Raw genomic sequence first — 24,438 nt, 5'->3', positions numbered from 1 at the left:
TTAGCTATGGAGCTATAAAGGTTTCCTAATCAAATTCTTTAATCTTATAAATTCCCCGACGACTCTGCCTCGGGATTTCCGCTTCAACTCTTCCCTGGAAGAGGTTGGAACTACTTTTTACCAGATCCGGATGAGAGGCAATAAAAAATTTCGATTTATGGCTGGGGGAGGTCACAATTATACCTATAACTATCGGAACGGCGAAATACTCCTAAGGCTTGCCTCAGGCATAGTCGGTTTCAATAATTTTTTTTAATGATTCTACAACCAAGCTCCTGATATGAGCATCCAGCTCGTTTCTACTTACCAATTTTTGATTCACTTCTATCTCTATTCCTAAATAATTTTTCAGAAAAATCTTTCTAAGTGTTGTTGTAAATCCATCTGCGGTTCCCAAATACGGGTAATTGTACCGAATCTTTAAATCCTGATTCTCCGTTAATATTGATCGTTTCCATTTTCTACAAAATTTCTTTTCTGCCTTTCGCTTAGGATCATATAAAAATCCAATATCACAATTTCTTTCTATATCGTTTAATATTGGAGTAAATGTATGTACAGATATATGTAAAACAGAATTTCCATTCTGAATAAAAGCTTCAATCTTTTTTATAATTTCATCACGATAGGGTCTGTAAAAAGATTGTAAAAGCATATTTCTATCCTGCTCTGGTAAGTGTTCAGAATATCGGGAGAAAAGTTTTTGATGATGTTCAGACCTGTTGGTTTCAATTAATAACCTGCCAATCTTTTGATATTTGCTATAATCTGCCAGTACTTTTAAGTGATTAAATAAATCGAATGCTCCGGTATCGTAGGCCTCATGGGTCTCAAGTATTTCAGCTTCCTGCATAAACAAATACTGATATTTTTCAGGAATATCGGGAAATGCATGCTCACAGGTTAAGACAAGCTTCATGGGCGGAACATTCTATTTTCTCGTAAGCACTGGGCAAGTTTAAAATATATTTTATGAATATTTTCCACTGTGAAATCATTTCTCAAGGCCTTCAAAATACGTGTAGAAAGACTACCATTCTGAAGGATGAATTCAATATGCTTTTGTTGTTCTTCAGTTAATTTCTCTCCTACTTTAGCATACAGTTTTTTCCATATCTTTTTTACATCGGTATCTTTTTGAAGATCGAATATGGCCAAATATTTTCTATCGGTGATGAGAGTATTTTCCGCGTACTGGATCACTTCATCAAAGATTAGAAAAAGATCATCTTCGTGCCAGGATTTTTGATCTTCAAGAGAAACTAATTCTTCGCTTACCAGTAACTTCAGCACTTCTATAATCAAAGCAGCAATGGCAATATCTGCAGAAGGGTTCTCCTGGACATCTATCACCCTTATTTCAATGGCATTCCGGTCAAATCTGGAAATGGCTCCACGAGAATTTAGAAAATGATGATCCAGAATGTTTTCCGTATCATAAGGCTTTATTGCCTTGATAATCGGGTTGAAAATTATTTCTTTATAATCTGCTTTATTAAATACCTGCTCTGGAATTACTTTTCCCGTCATATGCGGGATTTCCTTTTGATTGCTTTTATAATAATGCATCCGGGTATCTTTAAATTCTGTAAATTTTCCGTCCAGAACAGGTGAGCTGGCAGAAAGACCGGGGATTATTGGCAATAAAATCCTTACCGCTGCGTGAAGTTTTTCGAACTCTGTATCATCAAAAAAAGGAAGGTTTATATGCATACTTTGCACATTGCTCCAACCATGGCCTTTGCATTTAAATATCTTGTTGTATAGTGTATACATTTCATTATAATCATGTTCCCACAAATGGGTCTCCGTATTTGGATCCATTAAGGGATGGGCCGCTGTTGGTAAAAGGCAGGAATCGAATTCTTCTAAATACTGATTCATTTCCTGAATGTTGTCATGAAAAAGGCTATCAAGGTTAGAAATATCTTCTGTGGGGCCATTGGTTTTCATTTCCACTACATGAGCCACGAGTTCATTACTCCATTCTATTTTACCATTTTCGATATCTGAAGTAATTGCGCCGTTCTTCGCAATAAAAAGTTGGTCTACAATGGGATTAACCTTAAGATTAGATTTTTTAACCAGCATATATTCCAGTTCAATTCCAACTACTTCAAAAAGATGATATGCCATTATATTTTATTTTCAATTCGGTTTTTCAATGCTAAAAGGATATCTATATAAACCTGATCCCCATAATATCCGTCTTCTACCCCTCCGTCTATATTGGGGTTGTCATTAATTTCTATCACCAGGGCTTTACCATTCACCTCTTTTATATCTATTCCGTAGAGGCCTTTACCCATAAGCCTGGCGGATTTTATGGCAATCTTTAAAATTTGTTCAGGTACTTCTTCAATAGGTAAACAATCTGCATTTCCATCCTGGTCATCTTTTACTTTAGCATCCCAGTTATAAATCTGCCAGTGTCCCTTAGCCATATAATATCTACAGGCATAAAAAGCTTTTCCATCCAACACCCCGATTCTCCAATCATAATCTGAAGGAGAAAACTCCTGGGCAATCACTAGCTCAGATTTTTTCAGCATAGTGGAAACCAGTTCATTAAATTCTTCTTCTGTGCTCGCCTTTTTCACGCCAAAAGAAAAAGTGGAATCGGGAGATTTTAAAACTACCGGCAATTTGGTAATTTCCAGAACAGAATTAACATTATCTCTATGCACAATTACCGTCTTTGGAGTGGATATTTTGGCATTTTCCAGGGCTTCCGCCATAAAAACTTTATTACAACATTTTAATATAGCGTCTGGATAGTCTACAATAGCGATATCTTCCTGTTGTGCTTTTCGAGCAAAAGCATAGGCTTCATTGTTAACCTCTGTGCTCTGTCGTATCAAAAGGGCATCAAAAGCAGACAGCTTAGACAAGTCTTTTGGCGCTAGAATTTCTGTATAAAATCCGAGTTTTTCTCCTATTTCCATAAACTTTTTCAGTGCTTTGGGATTACTGGGCGGAGCAACGTCATTAGGTTGAACCAATATTGCAAGATCATATTCTGTTACGTTCGTCCTTGGGGTATCATACCTTTTTTTTGCAAAATATTGTTCTGCAAAGACCAGCATACTTTCTTTATGGTCTTCCGGAATTTCAGCTTCTGAAATAGCCTTAATATTTTTAATATTCCATCGTGTGGTAAAATTGAATTTCACACGTAAAAAAGGAATTTGAAAATGCCTGAAGAACATGGCACTCAATTCTTTATATTTTGCAGCTACATTCTGCCCAAAATAAATACTTAAGGTGAATTCCTGGGATTTTATACTTTTAAATGACTGCTGAATAAGATCATCAAATTCTTCAGAAACGATCTTAACCAATTTAGGTTCAGCAAGATCTACCAGGTTCTTTATGTTAGGAATAGCAAGATGACCCCTGGCTTCCGCTAAAAGTGAAACATAATATCCTTTAGACTGATATGAATAATCCTTGCAAAGGTTAAATATCCGCGCCTTTTTCAATTTTGAAAATTCTGGATTTGTCAGATAATCTTTAGACGAAATTATCTGAACATGTTCAGAGGCAAACGTCCAGGTCTCCGGCTGATTTACTACAATATATTTATTCATTAAGGAGGATAATATTTGGTCAAATGTATATTAAAATCGAATCCGATTTTAGAATTTAAGTATAGCTTAATATAAATTCTTAAATTCAGGCTCTTAAATGATAATCAAATTTTCATGCACCTAAAACTAAGTTTATTCCTGTTTTTTTCAAGTTTAATTAGCCTTCATGCGCAAAAAACTGATCAGGAACTTTTGAAAAGAGCAAAAAAGATTCATCAGGAAGCCATTACCATTGATACTCATAACGATATCAATGTAGATAATTTCACGGAAGAAAAAAATTATACTATGGATCTGGACACACAGGTAAATCTCCTTAAAATGGAAAAGGGAGGGATAGATGTAACCTGGCTAATTGTGTATACCGGGCAGGAAGAATTGAACGACGAAGGCTATAAAACTGCTTATAAAAATGCCATAAGTAAGTTTGAAGCGATTCATCGCCTAACCGACGAATTAGCCCCTGATAAAATAGGATTAGCCAGAACTTCTGAAGAAGTTCGCAAATTAGTAGGCCAGGGAAAAAAAGTTGCCATGATAGGTGTGGAAAATGCGTATCCAATAGGGACCGATCTTGATAGGATAAAAGAATTTTATGATCGCGGAGCCAGGTATATGTCACTTTCACATAATGGCCATAGCCAGTTTAGCGATTCTAATACCGGAGAAGAAAATGATGATTGGCTGCATAATGGCTTGAGTGAATTGGGGAAAGAAGCCATAATGGAGATGAATAAATACGGCATTATGATAGATGTATCCCATCCCAGCAAAGAAGCGATCAAACAAATGTTTGAAATTTCCAAAGCACCGCTAATCGCTTCTCACTCTTCGGCACGTGCCTTATGTGATCATAGTAGAAATCTTGATGATGAGCTGTTGGAATTGTTCAAAATACATGGTGGAGTGGTTCAAACGGTCGCGTTTAGTTCCTATTTGAATTCAGAAAAGCATGAAGCTTTTGATGCAGCCAGCAGTAAAATTTATGAAAATAAGGCTGCAGATATGAATATTTCAATTCTTCCCCGGGATACGGTGAGGGAATTTTCAAAAGATGAGCGTAAGAGATATTATCAACAATTACAATTAGTGGAAGCTGCAGCGCAATCTGATATAGATAAATTAAAAAAAGAAGTGGAGCCTGTAAATGTTTCAGATTTTGTAGACCATATAGACTATCTGGTAGAAAAAATAGGAATTGATCACGTGGGAATAAGTTCAGATTTTGATGGGGGTGGTGGCATTGAAGGCTGGGATGATGCCTCTGAAACACTTAATGTGACTGTGGAACTTGTAAAACGTGGATATACCGGAAAAGAAATTAAAAAGCTCTGGGGCGAAAACCTGCTAAGGGTATTAGACGAAGTTCAGGCAGTAGCGAACAATATTCAGAAATCCTAGTTTATCTTAATTTCAGTAATGTTGGCCGGTCCTCCAAGAGACTCGTTCGCAATAAACAATCTGCCAGTGGGACTAAAACATATGCCTTCTGGCTGCGCAAATTCAGCTGGATCTAAAAGGTATAATTCTTTTATTTTCCCGCTTGCATTTATAATAAGGATTTTTTGAAATTCTGCATCCAGCACATGCAATTCTCCTGTTAAAGGAGAAAATGCAAGTCCCGATGGCCGGATAAGTTTTCTTGGATTTTTTGTCTTTAAAACCTCAAATTTAGGATCGTCATATTGAATTTTAACAACAGGATCACTATTAAGGATTTTAGTCTCAGGATTAAAAGAATAGATTCCTCTATAACCGCTACTATTATCAAGGTTTTTTTCCTTTACAGCTAACCAGAGATCACCATCTTTATTTGCGGCAAGGCCTTCAATATTATTTCGATATTCAAATTCGAGTTCTGTTACTTCAGCCTCTTTTTCAGTGCCATCAAGACTTTTTATATTAAAAAGTTTACCGTTACTTTCTGCTATCCAAAATTCGTTATTCAAAAAAGCCATGGCTTCATAATCCCCATTTTCAGCAAACTTATATTGTTTAACAATTTTTGAAGCAGACAAATCATAAATAAATATGATTCCTTCCTCATCCTGCACACAGGCAATCTGTTCATTACCCATCCAGTGAATTCCTGAAATTTCATTCAGTTCGAGGGGTAATTCCCATTTGTTCACGATTTCATAAGATTTTTTGGCATCATCATAATCGTAGTCATTCTTTTCATAAATAGCATACACTACTCCTGCCAAAATAAGAGTAAACACGATAATAGCAATTGCCCACTTATTCATCAATTTATATTTAGGTATCTAAAATTACATTAATGTATATGGGCTTCAAAAAGATTAACAATACTTTCATGCCTGCCGGAATTAATAATAAGCACCGAAAATGAATTTAGTTAATGAATTGTTAAATTAGTACCTTTTATTACATAGTACTGTAACGCCTTTCGTTTCTCATCGTCTATTTAGTAGAAACAATCATTAAAATCATCAATCATGAGAACATTATTAAGTTACACCAAAAGCAGAAAATCGTTTATGAACACGGAAGCAAATTCTGAAAGAATAAGCTATACAAACCGAAGAAGATTCGCATAGTTATTACCGAAAAAGTACAATTTCATCAATCATTAAAATCATCAATTATGACAACTTTAGTAAGAAACACCAAAAACAGAAAATCCTTTATGAGCACTGAAGCCAGTACTAAAAATTTAAGCTTCTTGAACCGAAGAAAATTTTCTTAAGTCAAATTAATCATCAAAAAACTATCATCATGAAATCGCTAGACAGCATTATCCAGGATTTTGGAACCAGTAAAGAAGGAGGCTTAACTCATCGCAGGCCATTTCTTAACTTAAAGGATACCTGCGGCCATGGCCATATTAACTGGTATAGCCGCAGAACCTACGCCTAATTTGACCATTAAATCTAGAATGTCCCGATCAGGATAATTTGAGAAGATGCTTTTGTTACATCAAAGATCTACGAGCTGAAAAGCTTTTTAGCTAGCCGGTAAATTTTTTTTACCGGCTATAATTATTGGTTTAAAACCCTGGTGGACAATTAAATTTTAAGAACGAACCTAAACCCAGTATTTTTAATAGCAGAAAATATATTACTTATCTATACCCCTCTTTTACAAATTCTTGAAATGATGGTATGGTTTGAAATCACAATTTCAAATTTACTTTGTTGATCAGTTAATTAACTTCAGGTCTTATTCCTTATATCTAAAAACGAAGCATTCTAGTTTCTTCAACCGGACATGTGGGATTTAAAACATTAAAATTTGCTTAAAAATTAAGTAGCTGAGTCAAACATTTGTTTATTTGCAGACTTTACACCCAACAAATGTTAACAAGAATTAAAAGACATCCCAAACTTAAATGGGCATTAATAATTGTAGTTAGTTTAATCGCCCTATTCTTTTTATTCTTCGGGAGTATCTATTTTGGAATGTGGGGGAAGATCCCCACTTCTAAAGAGCTTACAGAACTAAAACAAAATAAAGCCACCCAGGTACTTGCTTCGAACGGAGAACTAATTGGGAAATTTTATATTTTCGATAGGCAACCTATAACTTTTGAGCAGCTCCCAGCCTATCTTGTCGAGGCGCTCATCGCAACCGAAGATGCCAGATTTTATGAACATGATGGAATAGATAATCGAAGTCTGCTCCGGGTATTTTTTAAATCCATTTTACTGCAGGATGATTCTGCCGGTGGAGGAAGCACTATTACCCTGCAGTTGGCTAAAAACATCTATGGGCGCCGGGATTTTGGAATGCTGGGCATTGTAATAAATAAGATGCAGGAAGCAGTAATTGCAAAAAGGCTTGAAGACATTTATTCAAAAGATGAGATCATTCAACTTTATTTTAATACCGTCCCTTTTAGCGATAATACTTATGGAATAGAAAGCGCTTCCTTAAAATTCTTTAATAAACATACTTCTGAATTAAGTCTGGAAGAAGCCGCTGTTTTAGTAGGAATGCTCAAAGCAAGCCATTATTATAACCCCAGGATCTTTCCGGAACGAAGTAGGTTGAGACGTGATGTGGTTTTAATGCAAATGGCAAAGTATAATTACCTCTCCACCGAAGAGGCCCAGGAAGCAAAAATGCAACCGCTGATCCTGGACTACAAAAGCTATAGTAACAATAAAGGAGTTGCACCATATTTTAGAGAGCAGATACGAAAAGATGTAAGTAAGATTCTTGACACTCTAAAAAATAAAGACGGACAGAAATACAATATTTATCGTGACGGACTCATTGTTCACACCACTTTGAATTATGAAATGCAGCAGTTGGCTGAAGAAGCAACAAAAGAGCATATGGCTCAATTGCAATTAGAACACGAAAAGTCTTATGGTAATAATGCACCCTGGATTCGTAATACTGCTATTTTAAATGATGCTATAAAGAGATCTGAACGCTATCAAAATCTTCGGAAAGAAGGATTTAGTGAAAAGGAAATCCTTAAAAAATTAGAGCAAAAACATCCTACTGAACTTTTTGAGTACGAGGGGATGGAAACTAAGAATGTGAGTCCTATTGATAGTATTTCTCATTATTTGAAATTCCTAAATTCAGGATTGCTTGCAGTAAATCCAAAGAATGGTGCCGTTCAGGCCTGGGTTGGCGGAGTAGATTTTAGGTTTTTTAAATATGACCATGTTTCGCAGAGCAAAAGACAGGTAGGTTCTACTTTTAAACCATTTGTATATACCGCTGCCCTGGAAAACGGCATGGATCCATGCTCCTACTTCTCGGTTAGGGAAGTTACTTACGAGAACGGCTGGAAACCTTCCAATTCATCTTCGGAAGGAGACGATCCCAATATGAATTATAACCTAAAAACTGCTTTGAGCCGGTCTATGAACACTATTGCGGTTAAGGTATTAATGGAGACCGGAATAAATAATGTTATAGAACAGGCGAGGAAAATGGGCATAAGTTCTGATCTTCCTGCAGTTCCCTCCATCGCTTTAGGAACTGCCTCTCTTAACCTGGCAGAATTAACTTCAGCATATACCAGCTTTGTGAATAAAGGACATTATGCCAAAGCCTACTATATTACCAGGATCGAAGATGGTAATGGAAACCTGCTAGCTGAATTTAAACCGGAAGTATCTGAAACTAAAGCATTTTCAGAAGACACTCGAAAAATCATGCTTAATATGATGCAGGCAACTGTTAATGAAGGCACTGCTTCCAGGTTACGATATACGTATAATCTTCCCAATGATATCGCTGGAAAAACCGGAACCACTCAGAATAATAAAGATGGCTGGTTTGTAGGTATTATGCCAGAATTAGTTACCGTTACCTGGGTGGGTGCAGATGACCACAGGATTGGTTTTAGAAATACAGGTATAGGCCAGGGAGCGAATTCTGCTTTACCCATATTCGCCAAACTCTTGCAAAAAATGAACTCAAATTCAGAATTTAATGATATCACCGATAGTAGATTTCAACCATTACCTTCAGATTTAGCCGAATTAATGGAATGTCCACCCCAGGAGAGGGATAATTTTTTTGAAAGATTATTTTCCGGTAAAAAAGAGCGGAATACCAGGCAGGAAAAAGACGAAAAGAAGAAAGGTTTTTTTAAACGCTTATTTGGTAAAAAAGACGATAACTGATTCACCACTATATTTTTAAATAAGATGTTCAGCTATGGAAAAAAATTCAATTCCACCAAAACTCAGCCAGCTTGATTTTAAAATTTCCCGGTGGATGTACATCTACGGGAAACCTGTTCTAAGATATTTCCTAGCACTAATTTTTATATGGTTTGGCTATTTAAAGATTGTTGGAGCAAGTCCCGCTAATGATATCATTACGGCTACCGTTTTCTGGTTTGATCCAGATAGCTTTATTCCTATATTAGGTGTATGGGAAGTACTTATAGGTTTGCTTCTCTGTTTTAGAAAGCTGGTAAGACTGGCAATACTTTTATTAGTTTTTCAAATTCCAGGTACTTTTCTCCCCCTTTTTATCCTTCCGGAAGTTGCTTTCAAAGAATTTCCACTTCAGTTAAGTATGGAAGGGCAGTACATTATTAAAAATTTATTAATAATAGGAGCCGCCATAGTAGTAGGAGGAAATATTCGGGAACGAGAATTCGTCAATAAAAAAATTAAATCCTCAGATGCAGAATCCTAAAATTCTTTATTAATCTGCATCCTTAATTTTCGAGAATAATCCTCTTCAAGCCAGTCGCGGTAATTTTTGGTGCTTTTACTTATACAATAAGAATATTGTTTAATTCGAGAGGAGATATCATCTTTTAGTTCCTTGGCAAGTATTCTTGCATCAAAAACATCTTCACTATTCTCAACACACATTTTTACATGTTGTTCCATAGACCACTCCAGAACTGCTTTAGATTTTAATCCTTTCTTAATTACTTCATCGTAAGCTTCTTCTATATCGAAGGTAACATCCTCTGTTTTAGAAAATTGTTCGCGAAGTTCAGGAGGCATCTGGTATTGAAAATCCCTTTCAATATCTTCATCGCTTAATAGGTTTTCAAAATAAAAATCTGGAGATCTAAATATCTGTTTCCAGTCTACAGGCGTACTCCAGTGACCAAATCTGGCCATATTATTCCCAAGGTCTATAACATTGAACTCATCCTTGTTTTTAAGAACCCGGGAACCACGACCTATCATCTGGAAATAAAGGGTTAGAGACTTTGTAGCTCGATTTAAAATGATCGTTTCCACCGTAGGCTCATCAAAACCAGTGGTTAAAATACTTACCGAAGTTACGATGGCGTCTGGAGTATGTTTAAACCATTTTAATATATCCTTTCTATCCTGTTTACTAGTGGTATTATCCAGGTGTCTTATAGGTAAACCTGCATTTTTAAAAGTATAATAAACCTCTACGGAGGTATTAATACCGTTGTTAAAAATCAGTGTTTTTTTTCCTTTTGATCTTTCATAATAGGCAGTAAGAAGTTTTTCCTGCATACTATAGTTGGAATATAATTCTTCTGAAGATTTCACGGTATAATCCCCGTTCATTCCCACTTTTAGGTTGGTTAATCCAACATTGTAGCTATATATATTCGCCCTTGCCAGAAAACCTTTTTCTATAAGAGAGGATATAGAATCCCCTACAATAAGTTCCCTGTAATTATCCTTCATAGGAAGTTTGATATTGGAACTTAATGGCGTGGCAGTAACTCCAAGAATAAAACATTTCTCGAAGAATTTAAATAATTTCCTGAATGAATTATAATGCGCTTCATCAATAATTACCAATCCTATATCCTGAATTTCAAGTTTTTCATCATTAAGCCTGTTATTCAGGGTTTCCACCATGGCAACAAAACACATATAATCATTCTGATCTGGTAATTCCTTGACCTTACTGTTAATGATTTTATTGCGCACACCAAAACCGGAAAGCATTTTAGAAGTCTGCTTACATAGTTCTATTCTATGCGTTAGTATTAAAACTTTTTTATTTGTTCTTTGGATATACTCCCTCGTCATTTGAGAGAAGATCACCGTTTTTCCACCACCTGTAGGTAACTGATAAAGAAGGTTATAATTTTCAGGATGTTCCTCAATAACACCAAAGATCTTATCTATATCCTTTTGTTGGTAATCATATAATTCCTTGTCTACTTTCTTCTTTTCAATACCAAATGTTTCTGACGCCATAGATTTTTTTAAGTAAGCAATTTTGCAAAAATAAGCCATTTTAAGCATTACTCAAAAAAATATTACAGTTTATAAGCCTTTATAAATCAAAGTTTATTTTGAAAATATCGTAAATTAGCATTATCCTATTTAAGATGATAATTTTTTCAGAGGTGAAAAAATCATTTTAAAATCCCCCGGAATTTTAATCCTTTAAAATCCGGTAAATTGAATTCAGCAGAAAATTTATATTCCAAACATTATAGCACGCTCTCCAACTGCGAACTTTTTGCTGATCTTGACAAAGAAGAATGGCTGAAGCTACTGATTCATTTTCATGAAGAAAAATGGCCTAAAAACACCTGCATTATAAACCATCAAAAATTTCTTTTCCATTTTTTCATCATTATTTCCGGCAGGATAAAAATGTATAATATGGATGAACTTACTCATAAAGAACATACCCTTTTTTTACTCAAAAAAGCAGATGTATTTGATCTTTTCTGCCTGTTGGATGGTGACAAACACAAAGTATATTATGAATGCCTGGATAACATCTATGTTTTAGCAATCCCGATGGAACAATTAAGGTTATGGTTGAACAAATACCCAATTCACTATAAAAATTTTCTATCCTATTCAGCAAAGATGATGAGGATGCTGGAGGAAAATGTTTCACAATTAATTTTCGCTAATATTGCCACCCGTCTTTTAAAACTGTTAGTGGACAATGTGGATAAAAACTCTAATCAGTTAAAATTAATAAATGACTTACCCAACAAAGAATTAGCCCACTTAATAGGTTCTACAAGGGCCGTGGTAAATAGACATCTTCAGAAATTAAAGAAAAATGGATCTATCTCATTACAAAGAAATCAGATTAAGATCCGGGATATTTCACTTTTACTGAAAGAATTGCAGAAACATGATAAAAAATTTCCTGATACCGATTCTCTCAAAGGCAAGTCTTAGAAGTTTTCGGCGTACCGATAGTTATCGCCATAAATTTGGCCTACCTCCCGGCTAAAAACTAAAATTTTTATTTCCCTCACCTGGAACTGCCAAAAAACAATTCCGACCTCTCCCAGGGTATAGTAAAGCAGGAACCCTTAGCCGTCGGGGGATCTGTAATATTGAAAAAAATAATTATTCAGGTCCGGTTTAAGAAACTAGGGTGCTTCGCTTTTTGCTATAAGAAATTAGACTTGAACTTAACAAATTAATAAACAAAAGAAGTTTTAAACTCTGTTTTCAAAGGATCCTACCATGCCTAAATTTGTAAAAGGAGGATATAGATATTAATAAAGTGCTTTGAATTATTGAAAATACCTGGTTCAGATTCGTTCTTTAAAATTTTATCGGACACTAGTGAAAAATAACAGTTTTGTGCTACTTAAGTATTTCATTAACAATATTTTATGTTTTATTTTAGCTTCTCACAAAATTTATTCATCAATTAAAAGATCACATTATGAAAAAATTTATCACATTAATTCTGGTCGTAGGATGGGTTTTTACCTCCTATTCTCAAAAAGTTATTCAACTGGAAGAAACCAGATTGAATTTTGATCCAAGCGCAGAAATTGTTTTTGAAGATTACGCCAACGGAATCGTAAAAGTTAAAGAGAAATTTTCAAGTCAATTCCACTCCAATGCAATTTCGTTTATGAAAAAGAATTTTGACGTTGCAAGATTCCTGGAAGCCCAGGGTCTGGACAAAGGGGGGGTCATAGTAACCGCAAAAAGCTCTAAAGGATTCATCACCGCCACCTATAATGACAATGGGGAAATAGTTAGCAACTTTCAACGGTTTAAAGACATTCCATTACCTTATGAAGTAAGAAATCAGGTTTATTCTCAATTCCAGGGATGGACTATGGTTTCTAACAAATATGTTGCTTCAGGATTTGGAGAGCAAATAGATAAAGAGAAATATTCTTTTAAACTTGAAAAAGGCAAGAAACGAACAACAATGAAAATTATTCCTGGAAAAGCAATAAGTGGAGTAGCGTCTACAGATTACTAGAGAAAATTTTTTAAGGCTGCATAAATTTTAGAAAATGTCTACACTTTAATAAGTATCAAAAGGTTAGAATGTAGATTAAATCTTTCAGACCAAAAATACACTGAAATTTATGCAGTCTTATTTCTCAAATAGATCTGAAGAAAGATAACGATCTCCCCTATCACAAACTATACTCACTACCACGCCTCTTTCCAGCTCATTACATAATCTCACAGCTGCTGCGGCAGCTCCACCACTACTCATTCCTGCAAAAATCCCTTCTTCCTCGGCCAATCTTCGGCTCATAAGAACAGCATCTTTCTCACTTACTTCTAATATCCTATCTACTTTTTTAGGATTGAAAATCTTTGGTAAATATGCTTCAGGCCATTTCCTAATCCCGGGAATCCTGGAATCATCTGTAGGTTGCACCCCCACAATCTGGATATCACTATTCTTTTCTTTTAAATAGGTACTTGTCCCCATAATAGTTCCGGTAGTCCCCATAGAAGAAACAAAGTGCGTTATCTTATGATGCGTATCGTTCCAAATTTCCGGACCTGTAGTTTTATAATGGGCCCTCCAGTTATCATCGTTACCAAACTGGTTGAGCATAAAATAATCTCCAGTATTCATTTTGTCTTCGGCAAAATCCCTGGAACCTTCTATCCCATCATCGGCATTGGTAAGTATAACTTTTGCACCATAGGCCCTCATGGTTTGTACACGTTCCACCGTAGAATTTTCGGGCATTATCAATTCTATATCGAGACCGAAAATACCGGCGATCATCGCCAGGGCGATTCCCGTATTTCCGCTGGTCGCTTCTATAAGTTTTGTTTCCTTTGTAATATCACCCCTATCCAAAGCACTTTTAATCATATTATAAGCTGCCCGATCTTTTACACTTCCTCCTGGATTCTGACCTTCCAGCTTAAAATATAACTCAACTTCAGAGTTGTTCACAAGCCGTGTGGATTTTACCAAAGGCGTATTTCCCAGCAGGTCTATTATGGAATTCTTCATTTATCAGAATTATTTTTAATATTAATTTGTGGAGTATGGGAAACCATCGAATCTTTAGGAACAGATTTAGTAAGCCACACGTTTCCACCTATCACACTATTCTCTCCTATTACCGTTTCTCCACCTAAAATGGTAGCGTTGGCATATATAGTTACATTTTTTTCAATGGTGGGATGACGTTTTATATTCTTCAGGGTTTTATTAACCGTAAGTGCTCCTAAAGTTACACCCTGGTAAATTTTCACATTATCATCTATCACCGCGGTTTCCCCAATGACCACACCGGTTGCGTGATCTATAAAAAATGATCTGCCAATTTTTGCGCCTGGATTTATATCTGTTCCCGTCAAGCTATGGGCGCATTCAGTCATTAATCTTGGCACCAGCGGTAAACCTAATTTGTAAAATTCATGGCTTAGCCTATAGGTAGCAATGGCAAAAAAGCCGGGATAAGAAAGATAAACTTCTTCTACTGAATTTGCCGCAGGATCATTTTTAGCTATTGCCTGGGCATCAAGGTTCAATTTGTTAAGGATTTCAGGTAATTTGTTTAGATAATCTTTCCAGATATCCTGGCAGGGCAAACCTGGCTCCCAACAAACCAGTTTTGCAAGAACTTCAAATTCCAGACCCAGTTCCATAAGGTTATCCTTAACCGGAGTTTGCTTATCAAAAAGGGTATAAAAGAGCTTCTTAGTAAAGGCTTCAGTTTTTTCTTTGATACTAAAATTGAGATTGGGAAGGTACTTTTGGTCTTCAATCTCTTTAATAATTTTGTCTAACTCCATAGCAGTGCATTAGTCAACTTCAAATTTACTTAATTACAATTAACTCCGAAAGCTTATTATAAGATGGATTTAATAAAGAAATTCAAAAATCTTTCTATCACACAAGCAATTCATTGAAGTGAATACTAATAATCCAACTTAAGAAAGATGAATTTATATCTATAAAAACTGATCCCTTACACGATCAAATTGATAGGCGTTGGACCAATTTTGGGATTCGGTTTCTTCGGCAATCTTATTGATCCTGGCAGAAAATTCAGATGTTATTCCGTTGACAATAACATATTCGGCTGCCTGCTCGTACGATTTCAACATACTTTTTTCAAAGGCTTCTGTTGTTTTTTCTATGTCATTTGAAAAGGTTTGCGCTATTTCAATATTGTAAAACATGATATCTGCCAAAGCATGTGGTTCCATTTCCAATTTCAGGAAATGTTTAATCAGTTTATGTGCTACAGATCTGCGTTTTTTAGGCTTTCTGTTAGTCGGTGGGAAATATTCTTTTGAAATTTTAAATTTCGCTTCCTTTACCAGCTTTTCTTCATTTGGATTAAAAACAAAATTGTAAAAAACCTTTACATCATCAAACCGATTATAAAGATCAAGCAACTGCTCCTCTAAATCTTCTTTTTTCAATGTTTTTAAATATTTCCTGAATGCCCTCTTACTCATGCTTCTATTAACTTAGCTTTTGAACATTATCCTTAAGTTTCAGGGAAATATCCAACAACCATTCCAGTTGTCCCGTTACTAAATGAGCCTCCTGAAGCCTTAATCTCATCTCTTTATCTATTTTTTCCTTTCCAGCCTTAATCTCAGTATCCCTTTCTTCGGCGAGGATGTCAAATTTTTTATGTAAGGATTTTCCGGCTTCCGAAACCTGATCATCAGGCTTCTCCTCTATTTCTTTATACTCAAGGATGTTCACACAATTATGGAGCTTTACAGAAATTGATTTGGTATAAGCCTCAAAATCTGAAGAAGCCTTTGTGGTGGGATGTGTTCTTATATAGGTTCCTAATGATGCAGATGCTGTTAAGAATGTATGATTTAAACCTACAATTTCATAAAGTACAGTGAGTTCTTTTTGTTTGGATTTTGGTTCCTGCGTCATTCGTTGAAAAGCACCGCTTAAATTTCCCATTTCAATAAAAGCTTTTTTTCTGGCCAACTTATAAGATAAGGGTAGTTCTTTTTTTGCATGGTAATAAGAATCAATTTCATCTAAATATTCAAGATTTGCTTTAATGGAAGATGCTATTACATGGTGTATGTCTTGAAACTCCCATTTTGGCCATAGTATAAGATTTCCAAGTGCTGCCAATCCGGCTCCGATGAGGGTATCTATAACTCTAAATTGAATTACATTGAGTACTTCAGGTTGAAGCAGGGCGTAAATGAAAATGATACTTAAGGTAATAAAGATCGCAGCGGTAGTATAATTTCGCTGAATTAAAGAAAAGGCAAGGGTTAAAGATAAAATTCCAAGAACCGCATATACAATGGCATTCTGCGTTAAAAAAACAATTCCTATAGCGATAGCACCTCCTATTAATGTGCCAATGATCCTATTTCTTGTTCTTTGTTTCGTAAGCCCATAATTTGGACGCATGATTACTACAACGGTTAGTAAGATCCAATATGAATTCTGTACTGAAAAATAATCTCCAATTAAATAACCTACTACCACAACCAAAGCCAACCTTAAAGAATGTCTGAATATGGCAGAGCTGAAATTTAGGTTCGTTAGCAGGATTTTTATACTATAATCCTGTTGGGTTAGGAACTTTTGCACTTCCTTTTCTTTAAAGAAGATGTTCTTTTTGCTTTCCAGGTTTCTTAAAATTCGGTCTATATTATTGATTTTTTGTACCTGTTTAGATTGATAATCAAAAAGGTTTCTAAGTAAAAGCATCGCTTCACGCTTCTCCTCAATGTTTATCCTACTCCTAAACCTGTTCAAGGTTTGTGTTAGATTCTTAAAATTTTCAGGAACTTTATTCTCCGGAAGCGCTGTATGCTTATGCATAGCCAAACCTATCTTTTCCAGTTGATCTGCCAGTTTAAGCGTAAAATCTCCGAATATATTTAATGTTTCCTCATCATTTTTAAATGATTTACGCATTTTCTCATAGTCTATTGGGTGCGCCATTGCCAGTTCCAGCATGTCTACGAGGTCTATAAAAATGAGTAGTCTCTTACGTTCATAACCTGAGCTTCCGGAAATTTTCCTACTCCGTATTAATATATCCCTCAATGTTTCATGATGCTCATTCAAATCTGTTTGAAGCTGAAAAAGTTCTTTTTGCAGCTGCTGATCTTCCTGGTTGGATCTAAGCAACTTAATTCTTAGCCTGAGATAATCGGCTGTGATTTCCATGGTTTCTGCCAGAAGCTGTTCCGTAGCCCTTTGAGGACTTATAAAATACCAGGAAATACTTATAAGCAAATACCAAATTCCTCCAGCTAATATTAGAATTGATTTTTGCCAGATTTCTATTCCGGAGGAAAGATTGGCAAAACTAAGCACCACAGCCAGCAAACCTGCAAAAGTCACTAGGGATGCCCTAAATCCATATATAGATAAATAAGAGATGCTGAAGATCATTATAAATAACATAGGAATTACCGTCCATACGAGAATGGCCGCATAACCCGCCGAAAAATAAGAGAGTGCTCCAAGGAATGCCGCTGCCAGGATTCCATATACCTTATGCTTAAAACTTCCTGGCACATCACTGGGTGATGAAAGCAGACATCCCATCGCAATGCTTATACCTATTTCTAGATTTCCAATGTTGGAAAAAATTATAATGGGAATCACGATAGAAACAGTTAATACTATAGCTTTAGAGAAATCGGTACTCCTAAAAAACTTTATAAGATCATTTTGATATGTGGTGAATGGGATGGTCAAGTTGTATAAATTTCAAGCCTTGAAATTAAAGCTTTAACCTCAATAAATAATAGCATTCAGTCTTTTTTCAAGATTTAAGGAGAAATTGGCATCTGTAATTTGTCGATTTTTATATTTCAATCTAATTTCATTAAAAAACATAGCACGATGAGCAAGCAGATCATATTAAAGTCCCGGCCAAAAGGCAAACCTTCCCTGGAGAATTTTGAAATACAGGAAATTGAAGACCCGAAAAATGAAAGAGTCGTTCTAGAGACTAAATATATTTCGGTAGATCCCTATTTGCGCGGAAGAATGCGAAATGAGGAATCATATATAGAACCCTTTGAAGTTGGTGAGGCTGTAGAATCTATGATTGTTTCAGAAGTAACATTTTCCGATCATGAAGAATTTAAAAAAGGAGATTACGTAATTGGAATGCTGGATTGGAAAAAACAACAATCCCATAGCGGAGAGAATCTTCGAAAAGTAGATCCCTCAATTGCCCCTCTTTCAGCATATTTAGGAGTGCTGGGATTAACAGGACTTACCGCTTATCTTGCTCTGGATAAAATTGGGAACTTAAATAAAGGAGAGACGCTTCTTGTTTCTGGAGCTGCCGGAGCCGTAGGTAGCGTGGTGGGCCAGATAGGAAAAATAAAAGGCTGCCGGGTGATTGGGATTGCCGGGAGTGATGAAAAGATTCAGCATATCCAGGAAAAGTTCGGTTTCGATGCAGGCATTAATTATAAAACCACTGCTCATATGGAGAAAGCAATTGAAGAAGCCTGTCCAGATGGTGTGGATGTTTATTTTGATAATGTGGGTGGTAAAATTTTAGATGCTGCTTTACAGAATATCAATAAAGCTGCGAGAATAATTAATTGCGGCGCTATCTCTATCTACAATAAGACAGAAACGCCTACCGGCCCACGACCCGAAGGTATTTTAATTAAGAAATCTGCATTGATGCAGGGTTTTTTAATTAGGGATCATATGAAAGAGTATGAAAAAGCAATTTCAGAGCTTGCCGGCTGGTTAAAATCTGGTAAACTTAAATACGATGAAACGATTATAGAAGGTTTCGAGAAAACACCACAAGCTTTTATCGATATTTTTGATGGAAAAAACTTAGGGAAAATGCTCGTGAAAGTATAATTAAAAAGATCAGGGATGTCAATAAAACGACATCCCATTCTTAATTAAGTAAATCTATAAATGAAAACCTGGTGTTGCACAGGCATCTATTTTTTAAGGATTATTTTTTTGGTGGTTTAGAAGGTCTTACTTCAATTTTACTCGGCAAAGTTCGTGGATTCATTTTCAGAAGATCGCCTACCAGTTCCCCAATATCTTCGATCTGTATCTTCCAGGCGTCGGCTTCAGAAGGTTGATGATCATTAAAATAGGTTGCCACAGATCCAGGCATGATCGTACTAACTTTTACGCCTTTATCCCTTAAATCCAGCATTACTGCCTGGGTAAAGCCTGTAACCCCAAATTTACTCGCGTTGTAGGCAGCACCACCAGCAAAGAAGTTGGTACCGGCAAGGCTGGAAATGGTAATAATATAACCCTCAGATTTTTTTAATGCGTTTACACTTGCTTTAATACTGTAAAATACTCCGGTCAGGTTAGTGTCGATAGTATCATTCCAATCCTCAATCGTTAAATCTTCTACAGATCCAAAATTTCCTATTCCCGCATTGGCAATTAACACATCCAGTTGCCCCCATTTTTCGAGCAGCTTTTCTACGGCTTTTTCCTGACTCTCAAAATTTCTAACATCAGCTTCCAAACCTAAGGCTTCTCCATGATTGGATAATTTTTTGGCAGCTTCCTCTGCTGAGGATAATGACCTACTGGTAACCGCTACTTTATATCCCATTTTTAATAAGGATTCTGCAACACCATAACCTATACCTTTACTTCCTCCGGTAACAAGAGCTGTTTTATTATTCTTGGACATAATTTTTTTTTTGAAATCTAAAGCTACTAAAGACGCCAAAGTCCCTGAAATTTAAAGCTCTAAGATTCTGTTAATTTTAAAGGTTAAATACTTTATAAAACCTGGGAAAAGACTTTTATAGAATCTTAAAAAAACTAACTTTGTTGCTGAAAAAAATTCAGCAGTAAATAATTGAATTTTTACAAAATCAGTACTGACCTATTTAATAGCGATACCTTGGAAAATATAAAAGCACAGAAGTTACTCAACAAAATTCAGCGCGACCTGATGCGCAATGGAATTATTACAAATACTATTGTAGAAGACCTAAAGGAACTTAGAAAACTTGTAATAGAAGAGAACATCCCGCTGCTTGCCAAAGTGACCAGGTTGGCCTATGAACATATCGATGAGAATGATGACTTTTTAATAGCAATCCCAGACGATGAACCTTTGGAATTGGATGAAGAGGCAGAAGAAGATACTGAAGTTGTAGAAACCGAGGATGTTACTGGACAGGAGAGTTTGGAATATTTGCTTTCACTAATGGCGGAACATTCCAACAAAGTAAATGAAATGGAACTTCGTGATTATGTACAGGCATTAAAAGAACATGCCGGGGAAGACTACTAAGCTCCCCCTATTTTCCTTCAGAAATTCTTCTGAAAATGCTATAAAAGAAATTAGTTGATGAAAGAAAAAGCGAAATCTAAAAAGAAGTCGCGAATACGCTTATTACATCAATACTACAATTATACAGGTTTTTATTCCTTTGTTTGGAAGAGTATCAAAAAGGCTGTGATACCCATTGTATTGTTTGTGGGAGCATTATGGGCCATAGATCGATATCTTCTGGATATCGAAGAAATGCTGGTTACCATTACTGAGACCTATGCTCCAATTGAAGTGCTGAGTATTTTCTTTCTTTCTGAATCATTACTGGGTTTAATTCCGCCAGAGTTGTTCATTGCCTGGGCTGGAAAATCTGCAAGCCCTATGCTTTTCTTAACCTTTCTAGCTACGGCTTCTTACCTGGGAGGAGTTGTTTCTTACTGGATAGGTGTTAGCATTACTAAAATTCCTGCCGTTCATAAAGCTCTGGAATCAAAAATGGCAAAGCACATAAAAAATACCAGAAAATGGGGTGGTTTTCTAATTATAGTGGGAGCCTTACTTCCTATTCCATTTGCTATGACCAGTATAGCAGCTGGAATTATTAGGTTTCCTTTTTCCAGTTATTTGATCTTCGGCTTGCTCAGGTATGCAAGATTTTATTTATATGCTCTGGTAATTTTCGAAATGGTTTAACGCTTTCCTAAACAAATCTTTAAACTTTTCATAAGGTTTAAGGTTTAGCTTTTTAATCGTTTTATCTTGGATTTAAATTACGCAAAATGCGTATGGTCTATTAACCAATAAAACCAAATTTATGTCTATACTAACGATTATTCTGAACATCTTATTACCGCCATTAGCAGTATTTATGAAACACGGTTTGGGAGTAACTTTTCTTATAAGTTTATTGCTTACGGCATTGGGTTGGATTCCAGGTGTAATCCATGCTTTTCTGGTAAACGGATCACGATAAGAATTTGATTCTAAAATAAAAAGACCGGCATTTGCCGGTCTTTTTATTTTATACAGTGGTGTCCGGTAAAATTTTCCTGCTTTACAAATTCACTTTCTTTGAAAAACACCATATCAAACTTCCTTTGTTTATCAATTAAGTAAGTTCAGGTTTAATTTCTTTTCTCTAAAAGCAAATGAATAATTTTAATGTTTTATAAGGAGTATCAACTTTCATTTTCCTGTTCCTCTTTCTTTTGAACTACTTTTTGCCATTTCCAGGCGCTTTCCAAAGCATCGTCGAGGCTTCTATCTGCTTTCCAATTAAGTTCTTTATTAGCTTTTGTGGTATCTGCAAAAGCAGCAGTAATATCCCCTTCCCTTCTACCTACAATTTTATATGGTAACTTTTCTCCGGAAACTTTTTCAAAAGACCTGATCACTTCCAGTACCGAATTCCCCTTACCGGTACCCAGATTGAAAACTTCATAATTCTTTTGTTCCTTTCCATTCATCAATCGCTTTAAAGCATACACATGAGCTTCGGCAAGATCCATTACATGTATATAATCTCTAATGGCGGTGCCATCTTCAGTAGGATAATCATTTCCAAAAACCGATAACTCCTTTCTTTTCCCTATAGCTGTTTGTGTTATAAACGGAATTAAATTTTGAGGGGTTCCTATAGGTAATTCCCCTATTTCAGCAGTAGGATGAGCTCCTATGGGGTTAAAGTACCTTAACGCGATTGCTTTAAAATTAGCATTGGTTTTACAGGTATCTTTAATGATCTCCTCACCAATCTGTTTGGTATTGCCGTAAGGGGATTCCGCCTCTTTAACCGGGGCATCCTCAGTAATTGGTAATCTATCTGCCTGGCCATATACCGTACAGGAAGAACTAAAGATAAATTGGGCATTTTCTTTTTTGTTAAGCTCATGAAGTAAATAAACCAGGGTAGAAATATTATTCTCGTAATATAGAAGCGGATTGGTCACACTTTCACCTACAGCTTTAGAGGCTGCAAAATGAATTACATCTTCAATATCCGGATACTTATCAAAAAAATTCTTTACCGCGGCTTTTTCCCGTAGATCGATATTCTCAAATTCGGGGTTTTTTCCTGTTATCTGGGTGATCCCTCCCAAAACATCTATAGACGAATTAGAAAGATTATCTATAATTACAACATCAAAACCTTCATTTTGAAGGGCTACCACAGTATGCGAACCAATAAATCCAAGTCCGCCCGTGACCAATACTCTTTTAGTGCTCATATATTTATTTTACACCTGCAAATTAAGAAAATTGATAAACTGGAAAGGTTCTATCTTCATAAAAAAAACTTCCTAAAGCTGGTTTTACTCTTTAAGCTCATGTCTATTTATTCAATTATCTTTGTGCAGGTTTAAATATTACGTATGTCACTGGAAAATCAGGTCAAAGTCTTTAAATGGATAAGCATTCTGGAGGGAATCTCCTTTCTCCTGCTCTTATTTATCGCTATGCCATTAAAATATCTATTCGAAATGCCCGAAATGGTCAAACAGGTAGGCATGGCGCACGGAATACTCTTTATCACGTATGTGCTGGGCGGGATATTATTGTTCAGGCCTATGAATTGGACTTTAAAGGAATTAGGGATCATACTGGGCTGCTCTGTCCTGCCATTTGGTCCTTTTTATGTTGAAAAGAAATACCTTTAGTTCATGGATATTGAAGAAGGACTTATAGACCTTATCTGCTTTTTTGAGGAATTATTTATTGACTATGGGATGAATCCTGTAATCGCTCAATATCTAAATTTATTTATCAATCTTCTAGCGATTACTCTCTTAGTAATAGGTATAAATTATATAATCAAGCATTTTATCATTGAAGGATTTAAGCTTTTTACCAATAAAACAAAGACCACTTTTGACGATTTTCTTATCAAAAGTAATTTTCCCCGATATGTAGGCCGGTTTTTGCCCATACTATTGGTCTATAAAACCTTTCCTTTAATTTTTGCCGATTTTCCGGAAACCTTACGAGTATTTCACTTCGTTTTGAAGATCTATGTGATTATCCTGTTGATCTGGATTTTTCGGAGCATCCTTAGATCTACCAGAAATTATTTAAAGACCCGGGAAGAATTCAATGATAAACCCCTCGAAAGTTTTAGCCAGATCATCATGATCTTTATCTGGATCGTGGGTTTTATGTTTATATTTTCTGAAATTACAGGAAAATCTGTAGTTGGATTCGCTATTTCTTTAGGTGCGGCATCTGCGGTAATCCTATTGATTTTTAAAGATACTATTCTAGGTTTAGTAGCCTCCATCCAGGTTTCAGTGAACGATATTGTTAGAATTGGAGACTGGATCTCTTTTGAAAAATTTGGAGCAGATGGTACCGTAACCGAAATTAACCTTGCTACCGTTCGTGTGCAAAATTGGGACAATACCTATACTACCATTCCTACATATAGTTTGATTTCAGACTCTTTCCAGAACTGGAGGGGAATGCAGGAATCGCCGGGTAGACGAATTAAACGTTCTGTTTATATCAAGCAGAATTCTGTAAAATTCCTTAGCCCGGAAAAAATAAATGAGCTTAAGAAAATCAAACTTATTGCTCCATATCTTGAAAACAGGCAGGTAGAAATTGATAAATTCAATGAAGCCAATAATATTGACAAGGGTCTTTTGATCAATGGACGAAACCAGACCAACCTTGGTATTTTTAGAAAATATGCCGACTCCTATTTGCATGAACATTCTGCCATCCATAAAGAGATGTACATCATCGTAAGGCACCTTGCTCCTACCGCAAATGGAATACCTTTAGAAATACTGTGTTTTAGCAGGGACAAGCGCTGGGAAAATTTTGAGTATATTTCAGCAGATATTTTTGACCATCTTATAGCGGCTATCCCCTATTTTGATCTGAAATTGTTTGAATCTCCATCTGGCGATGATATTCGTGATTTTTTGGAAAAAAATACTTAACTCC

The 24,438-nt window shown here is 35.8% G+C and carries 23 protein-coding genes; 12 read left to right on the top strand and 11 right to left on the bottom strand.

Features of this window, described 5'->3' with window-relative positions; genetic code table 11:
* Positions 1 to 223: 223 nt before the first annotated feature.
* The 3 genes from Q1K34_RS10295 to Q1K34_RS10285 are packed head-to-tail and all read right to left on the bottom strand — an operon-like array spanning position 224 to position 3,590.
* Positions 224 to 919 carry an N-formylglutamate amidohydrolase gene (locus tag Q1K34_RS10295; RefSeq protein WP_300438140.1) on the bottom strand — a complete coding sequence of 232 codons (696 nt, stop codon included), beginning with the start codon at positions 917 to 919 and terminating at the stop codon, positions 224 to 226.
* On the bottom strand, positions 916 to 2,136 hold the full coding sequence (locus tag Q1K34_RS10290; protein WP_300438137.1) for a glutamate-cysteine ligase family protein: 1,221 nt from the start codon (positions 2,134 to 2,136) through the stop codon (positions 916 to 918). The genes Q1K34_RS10295 and Q1K34_RS10290 overlap by 4 nt, the downstream gene beginning before the upstream one ends.
* Positions 2,136 to 3,590, bottom strand: coding sequence for a RimK family protein (locus Q1K34_RS10285; protein WP_300438134.1), 1,455 nt, complete (start codon positions 3,588 to 3,590; stop codon positions 2,136 to 2,138). The genes Q1K34_RS10290 and Q1K34_RS10285 overlap by 1 nt, the downstream gene beginning before the upstream one ends.
* A gap of 114 nt (positions 3,591 to 3,704) precedes the next feature.
* On the opposite strand from Q1K34_RS10285, the gene Q1K34_RS10280 reads away from it, so the two are divergent.
* Entirely contained in the window at positions 3,705 to 4,991 is a 1,287-nt protein-coding gene (locus Q1K34_RS10280) for a dipeptidase (RefSeq protein WP_300438131.1), read from the top strand.
* Here Q1K34_RS10280 and Q1K34_RS10275 read toward each other — a convergent pair.
* Positions 4,988 to 5,839: an SdiA-regulated domain-containing protein gene (locus Q1K34_RS10275; RefSeq protein WP_300438128.1), complete on the bottom strand. Its 852-nt coding sequence runs from the start codon at positions 5,837 to 5,839 to the stop codon at positions 4,988 to 4,990. The two genes, Q1K34_RS10280 and Q1K34_RS10275, sit on opposite strands and share 4 nt — an antisense overlap.
* A gap of 490 nt (positions 5,840 to 6,329) precedes the next feature.
* Between Q1K34_RS10275 and Q1K34_RS10270 the strand changes: the two genes are divergently transcribed.
* From Q1K34_RS10270 to Q1K34_RS10260, 3 genes are all read left to right on the top strand, one after another.
* Positions 6,330 to 6,470, top strand: a complete 141-nt coding sequence (locus tag Q1K34_RS10270; RefSeq protein WP_300438125.1) for a hypothetical protein — start codon at positions 6,330 to 6,332, stop codon at positions 6,468 to 6,470.
* A 437-nt stretch (positions 6,471 to 6,907) separates the two neighbouring features.
* Positions 6,908 to 9,202, top strand: coding sequence for a transglycosylase domain-containing protein (locus Q1K34_RS10265; RefSeq protein WP_300438122.1), 2,295 nt, complete (start codon positions 6,908 to 6,910; stop codon positions 9,200 to 9,202).
* A 34-nt stretch (positions 9,203 to 9,236) separates the two neighbouring features.
* The gene (locus Q1K34_RS10260; RefSeq protein WP_300438119.1) at positions 9,237 to 9,725 is read left to right on the top strand and encodes a DoxX family protein; all 489 of its coding nucleotides are present in this window, start codon (positions 9,237 to 9,239) and stop codon (positions 9,723 to 9,725) included.
* Here Q1K34_RS10260 and Q1K34_RS10255 read toward each other — a convergent pair.
* Complete coding sequence (locus tag Q1K34_RS10255) at positions 9,722 to 11,236, bottom strand: DEAD/DEAH box helicase (RefSeq protein ID WP_300438116.1); 1,515 nt, start codon at positions 11,234 to 11,236, stop codon at positions 9,722 to 9,724. The two genes, Q1K34_RS10260 and Q1K34_RS10255, sit on opposite strands and share 4 nt — an antisense overlap.
* Positions 11,237 to 11,443: 207 nt before the next feature.
* Between Q1K34_RS10255 and Q1K34_RS10250 the strand changes: the two genes are divergently transcribed.
* Positions 11,444 to 12,187, top strand: coding sequence for a Crp/Fnr family transcriptional regulator (locus tag Q1K34_RS10250; RefSeq protein ID WP_300438112.1), 744 nt, complete (start codon positions 11,444 to 11,446; stop codon positions 12,185 to 12,187).
* A gap of 499 nt (positions 12,188 to 12,686) precedes the next feature.
* Positions 12,687 to 13,241: a hypothetical protein gene (locus Q1K34_RS10245; protein WP_300438109.1), complete on the top strand. Its 555-nt coding sequence runs from the start codon at positions 12,687 to 12,689 to the stop codon at positions 13,239 to 13,241.
* Positions 13,242 to 13,358: 117 nt separating this feature from the next.
* Here Q1K34_RS10245 and cysM read toward each other — a convergent pair whose 3' ends face one another.
* The 4 genes from cysM to Q1K34_RS10225 form a co-directional block, all read right to left on the bottom strand.
* Positions 13,359 to 14,246 (bottom strand): cysteine synthase CysM, encoded by an 888-nt coding sequence (cysM, locus tag Q1K34_RS10240; protein ID WP_300438106.1) that lies wholly within the window; start codon positions 14,244 to 14,246, stop codon positions 13,359 to 13,361.
* The gene (epsC, locus tag Q1K34_RS10235; RefSeq protein WP_300438103.1) at positions 14,243 to 15,034 is read right to left on the bottom strand and encodes a serine O-acetyltransferase EpsC; all 792 of its coding nucleotides are present in this window, start codon (positions 15,032 to 15,034) and stop codon (positions 14,243 to 14,245) included. The genes cysM and epsC overlap by 4 nt, the downstream gene beginning before the upstream one ends.
* Before the next feature lie 159 nt (positions 15,035 to 15,193).
* Entirely contained in the window at positions 15,194 to 15,706 is a 513-nt protein-coding gene (locus Q1K34_RS10230; RefSeq protein ID WP_300438100.1) for a DUF6155 family protein, read from the bottom strand.
* A 7-nt stretch (positions 15,707 to 15,713) separates the two neighbouring features.
* Positions 15,714 to 17,951 (bottom strand): FUSC family membrane protein, encoded by a 2,238-nt coding sequence (locus Q1K34_RS10225; protein ID WP_300438097.1) that lies wholly within the window; start codon positions 17,949 to 17,951, stop codon positions 15,714 to 15,716.
* Between the two features lie 147 nt (positions 17,952 to 18,098).
* On the opposite strand from Q1K34_RS10225, the gene Q1K34_RS10220 reads away from it, so the two are divergent.
* Positions 18,099 to 19,088: an NADP-dependent oxidoreductase gene (locus tag Q1K34_RS10220; protein ID WP_300438095.1), complete on the top strand. Its 990-nt coding sequence runs from the start codon at positions 18,099 to 18,101 to the stop codon at positions 19,086 to 19,088.
* Positions 19,089 to 19,188: 100 nt separating this feature from the next.
* Here Q1K34_RS10220 and Q1K34_RS10215 read toward each other — a convergent pair whose 3' ends face one another.
* Positions 19,189 to 19,899: an SDR family oxidoreductase gene (locus Q1K34_RS10215; RefSeq protein ID WP_300438093.1), complete on the bottom strand. Its 711-nt coding sequence runs from the start codon at positions 19,897 to 19,899 to the stop codon at positions 19,189 to 19,191.
* 216 nt (positions 19,900 to 20,115) lie between these two features.
* Here Q1K34_RS10215 and Q1K34_RS10210 point away from each other — a divergent pair, with 216 nt between their 5' ends.
* The 3 genes from Q1K34_RS10210 (at position 20,116) to Q1K34_RS10200 (ending at position 21,466) form a co-directional block, all read left to right on the top strand.
* Entirely contained in the window at positions 20,116 to 20,511 is a 396-nt protein-coding gene (locus Q1K34_RS10210) for a hypothetical protein (protein ID WP_300438092.1), read from the top strand.
* A 57-nt stretch (positions 20,512 to 20,568) separates the two neighbouring features.
* Positions 20,569 to 21,186, top strand: a complete 618-nt coding sequence (locus Q1K34_RS10205; RefSeq protein WP_300438232.1) for a VTT domain-containing protein — start codon at positions 20,569 to 20,571, stop codon at positions 21,184 to 21,186.
* A gap of 121 nt (positions 21,187 to 21,307) precedes the next feature.
* Positions 21,308 to 21,466 (top strand): YqaE/Pmp3 family membrane protein, encoded by a 159-nt coding sequence (locus Q1K34_RS10200; protein WP_300438089.1) that lies wholly within the window; start codon positions 21,308 to 21,310, stop codon positions 21,464 to 21,466.
* Between the two features lie 205 nt (positions 21,467 to 21,671).
* On the opposite strand, the gene galE is transcribed toward Q1K34_RS10200, so the two are convergent.
* A complete protein-coding gene (gene galE, locus Q1K34_RS10195) occupies positions 21,672 to 22,721 on the bottom strand; it encodes a UDP-glucose 4-epimerase GalE (RefSeq protein ID WP_300438086.1) in 1,050 nt (349 codons plus the stop codon).
* Between the two features lie 144 nt (positions 22,722 to 22,865).
* Here galE and Q1K34_RS10190 point away from each other — a divergent pair, with 144 nt between their 5' ends.
* A complete protein-coding gene (locus Q1K34_RS10190) occupies positions 22,866 to 23,150 on the top strand; it encodes a DUF3817 domain-containing protein (RefSeq protein ID WP_300438083.1) in 285 nt (94 codons plus the stop codon).
* A gap of 3 nt (positions 23,151 to 23,153) precedes the next feature.
* Positions 23,154 to 24,434: a mechanosensitive ion channel domain-containing protein gene (locus Q1K34_RS10185; protein ID WP_300438080.1), complete on the top strand. Its 1,281-nt coding sequence runs from the start codon at positions 23,154 to 23,156 to the stop codon at positions 24,432 to 24,434.
* The last annotated feature ends 4 nt before the right edge of the window (positions 24,435 to 24,438 follow it).

Origin of the sequence: Christiangramia sp., assembly GCF_029937855.1 — a bacterium.
In the GTDB taxonomy this organism is placed as follows: Bacteria; Bacteroidota; Bacteroidia; order Flavobacteriales; family Flavobacteriaceae; genus Christiangramia.
The sequence above is the reverse complement of the archived record's forward strand: the minus strand, read 5'-3'. Positions and strand labels throughout refer to the sequence as shown.

Excerpts from the sequence above, each read along its gene's own strand:
- Q1K34_RS10295 (WP_300438140.1), bottom strand. The coding sequence starts at position 919 with ATGAAGCTTGTCTTAACCTGTGAGCATGCATTTCCCGATATTCCTGAA.
- Q1K34_RS10290 (WP_300438137.1), bottom strand. The coding sequence starts at position 2,136 with ATGGCATATCATCTTTTTGAAGTAGTTGGAATTGAACTGGAATATATG.
- Q1K34_RS10285 (WP_300438134.1), bottom strand. The coding sequence starts at position 3,590 with ATGAATAAATATATTGTAGTAAATCAGCCGGAGACCTGGACGTTTGCC.
- Q1K34_RS10280 (WP_300438131.1), top strand. The coding sequence starts at position 3,705 with ATGCACCTAAAACTAAGTTTATTCCTGTTTTTTTCAAGTTTAATTAGC.
- Q1K34_RS10275 (WP_300438128.1), bottom strand. The coding sequence starts at position 5,839 with ATGAATAAGTGGGCAATTGCTATTATCGTGTTTACTCTTATTTTGGCA.
- Q1K34_RS10270 (WP_300438125.1), top strand. The coding sequence starts at position 6,330 with ATGAAATCGCTAGACAGCATTATCCAGGATTTTGGAACCAGTAAAGAA.
- Q1K34_RS10265 (WP_300438122.1), top strand. The coding sequence starts at position 6,908 with ATGTTAACAAGAATTAAAAGACATCCCAAACTTAAATGGGCATTAATA.
- Q1K34_RS10260 (WP_300438119.1), top strand. The coding sequence starts at position 9,237 with ATGGAAAAAAATTCAATTCCACCAAAACTCAGCCAGCTTGATTTTAAA.
- Q1K34_RS10255 (WP_300438116.1), bottom strand. The coding sequence starts at position 11,236 with ATGGCGTCAGAAACATTTGGTATTGAAAAGAAGAAAGTAGACAAGGAA.
- Q1K34_RS10245 (WP_300438109.1), top strand. The coding sequence starts at position 12,687 with ATGAAAAAATTTATCACATTAATTCTGGTCGTAGGATGGGTTTTTACC.
- cysM (WP_300438106.1), bottom strand. The coding sequence starts at position 14,246 with ATGAAGAATTCCATAATAGACCTGCTGGGAAATACGCCTTTGGTAAAA.
- epsC (WP_300438103.1), bottom strand. The coding sequence starts at position 15,034 with ATGGAGTTAGACAAAATTATTAAAGAGATTGAAGACCAAAAGTACCTT.
- Q1K34_RS10230 (WP_300438100.1), bottom strand. The coding sequence starts at position 15,706 with ATGAGTAAGAGGGCATTCAGGAAATATTTAAAAACATTGAAAAAAGAA.
- Q1K34_RS10220 (WP_300438095.1), top strand. The coding sequence starts at position 18,099 with ATGAGCAAGCAGATCATATTAAAGTCCCGGCCAAAAGGCAAACCTTCC.
- Q1K34_RS10215 (WP_300438093.1), bottom strand. The coding sequence starts at position 19,899 with ATGTCCAAGAATAATAAAACAGCTCTTGTTACCGGAGGAAGTAAAGGT.
- Q1K34_RS10205 (WP_300438232.1), top strand. The coding sequence starts at position 20,569 with ATGAAAGAAAAAGCGAAATCTAAAAAGAAGTCGCGAATACGCTTATTA.
- Q1K34_RS10200 (WP_300438089.1), top strand. The coding sequence starts at position 21,308 with ATGTCTATACTAACGATTATTCTGAACATCTTATTACCGCCATTAGCA.
- galE (WP_300438086.1), bottom strand. The coding sequence starts at position 22,721 with ATGAGCACTAAAAGAGTATTGGTCACGGGCGGACTTGGATTTATTGGT.
- Q1K34_RS10190 (WP_300438083.1), top strand. The coding sequence starts at position 22,866 with ATGTCACTGGAAAATCAGGTCAAAGTCTTTAAATGGATAAGCATTCTG.
- Q1K34_RS10185 (WP_300438080.1), top strand. The coding sequence starts at position 23,154 with ATGGATATTGAAGAAGGACTTATAGACCTTATCTGCTTTTTTGAGGAA.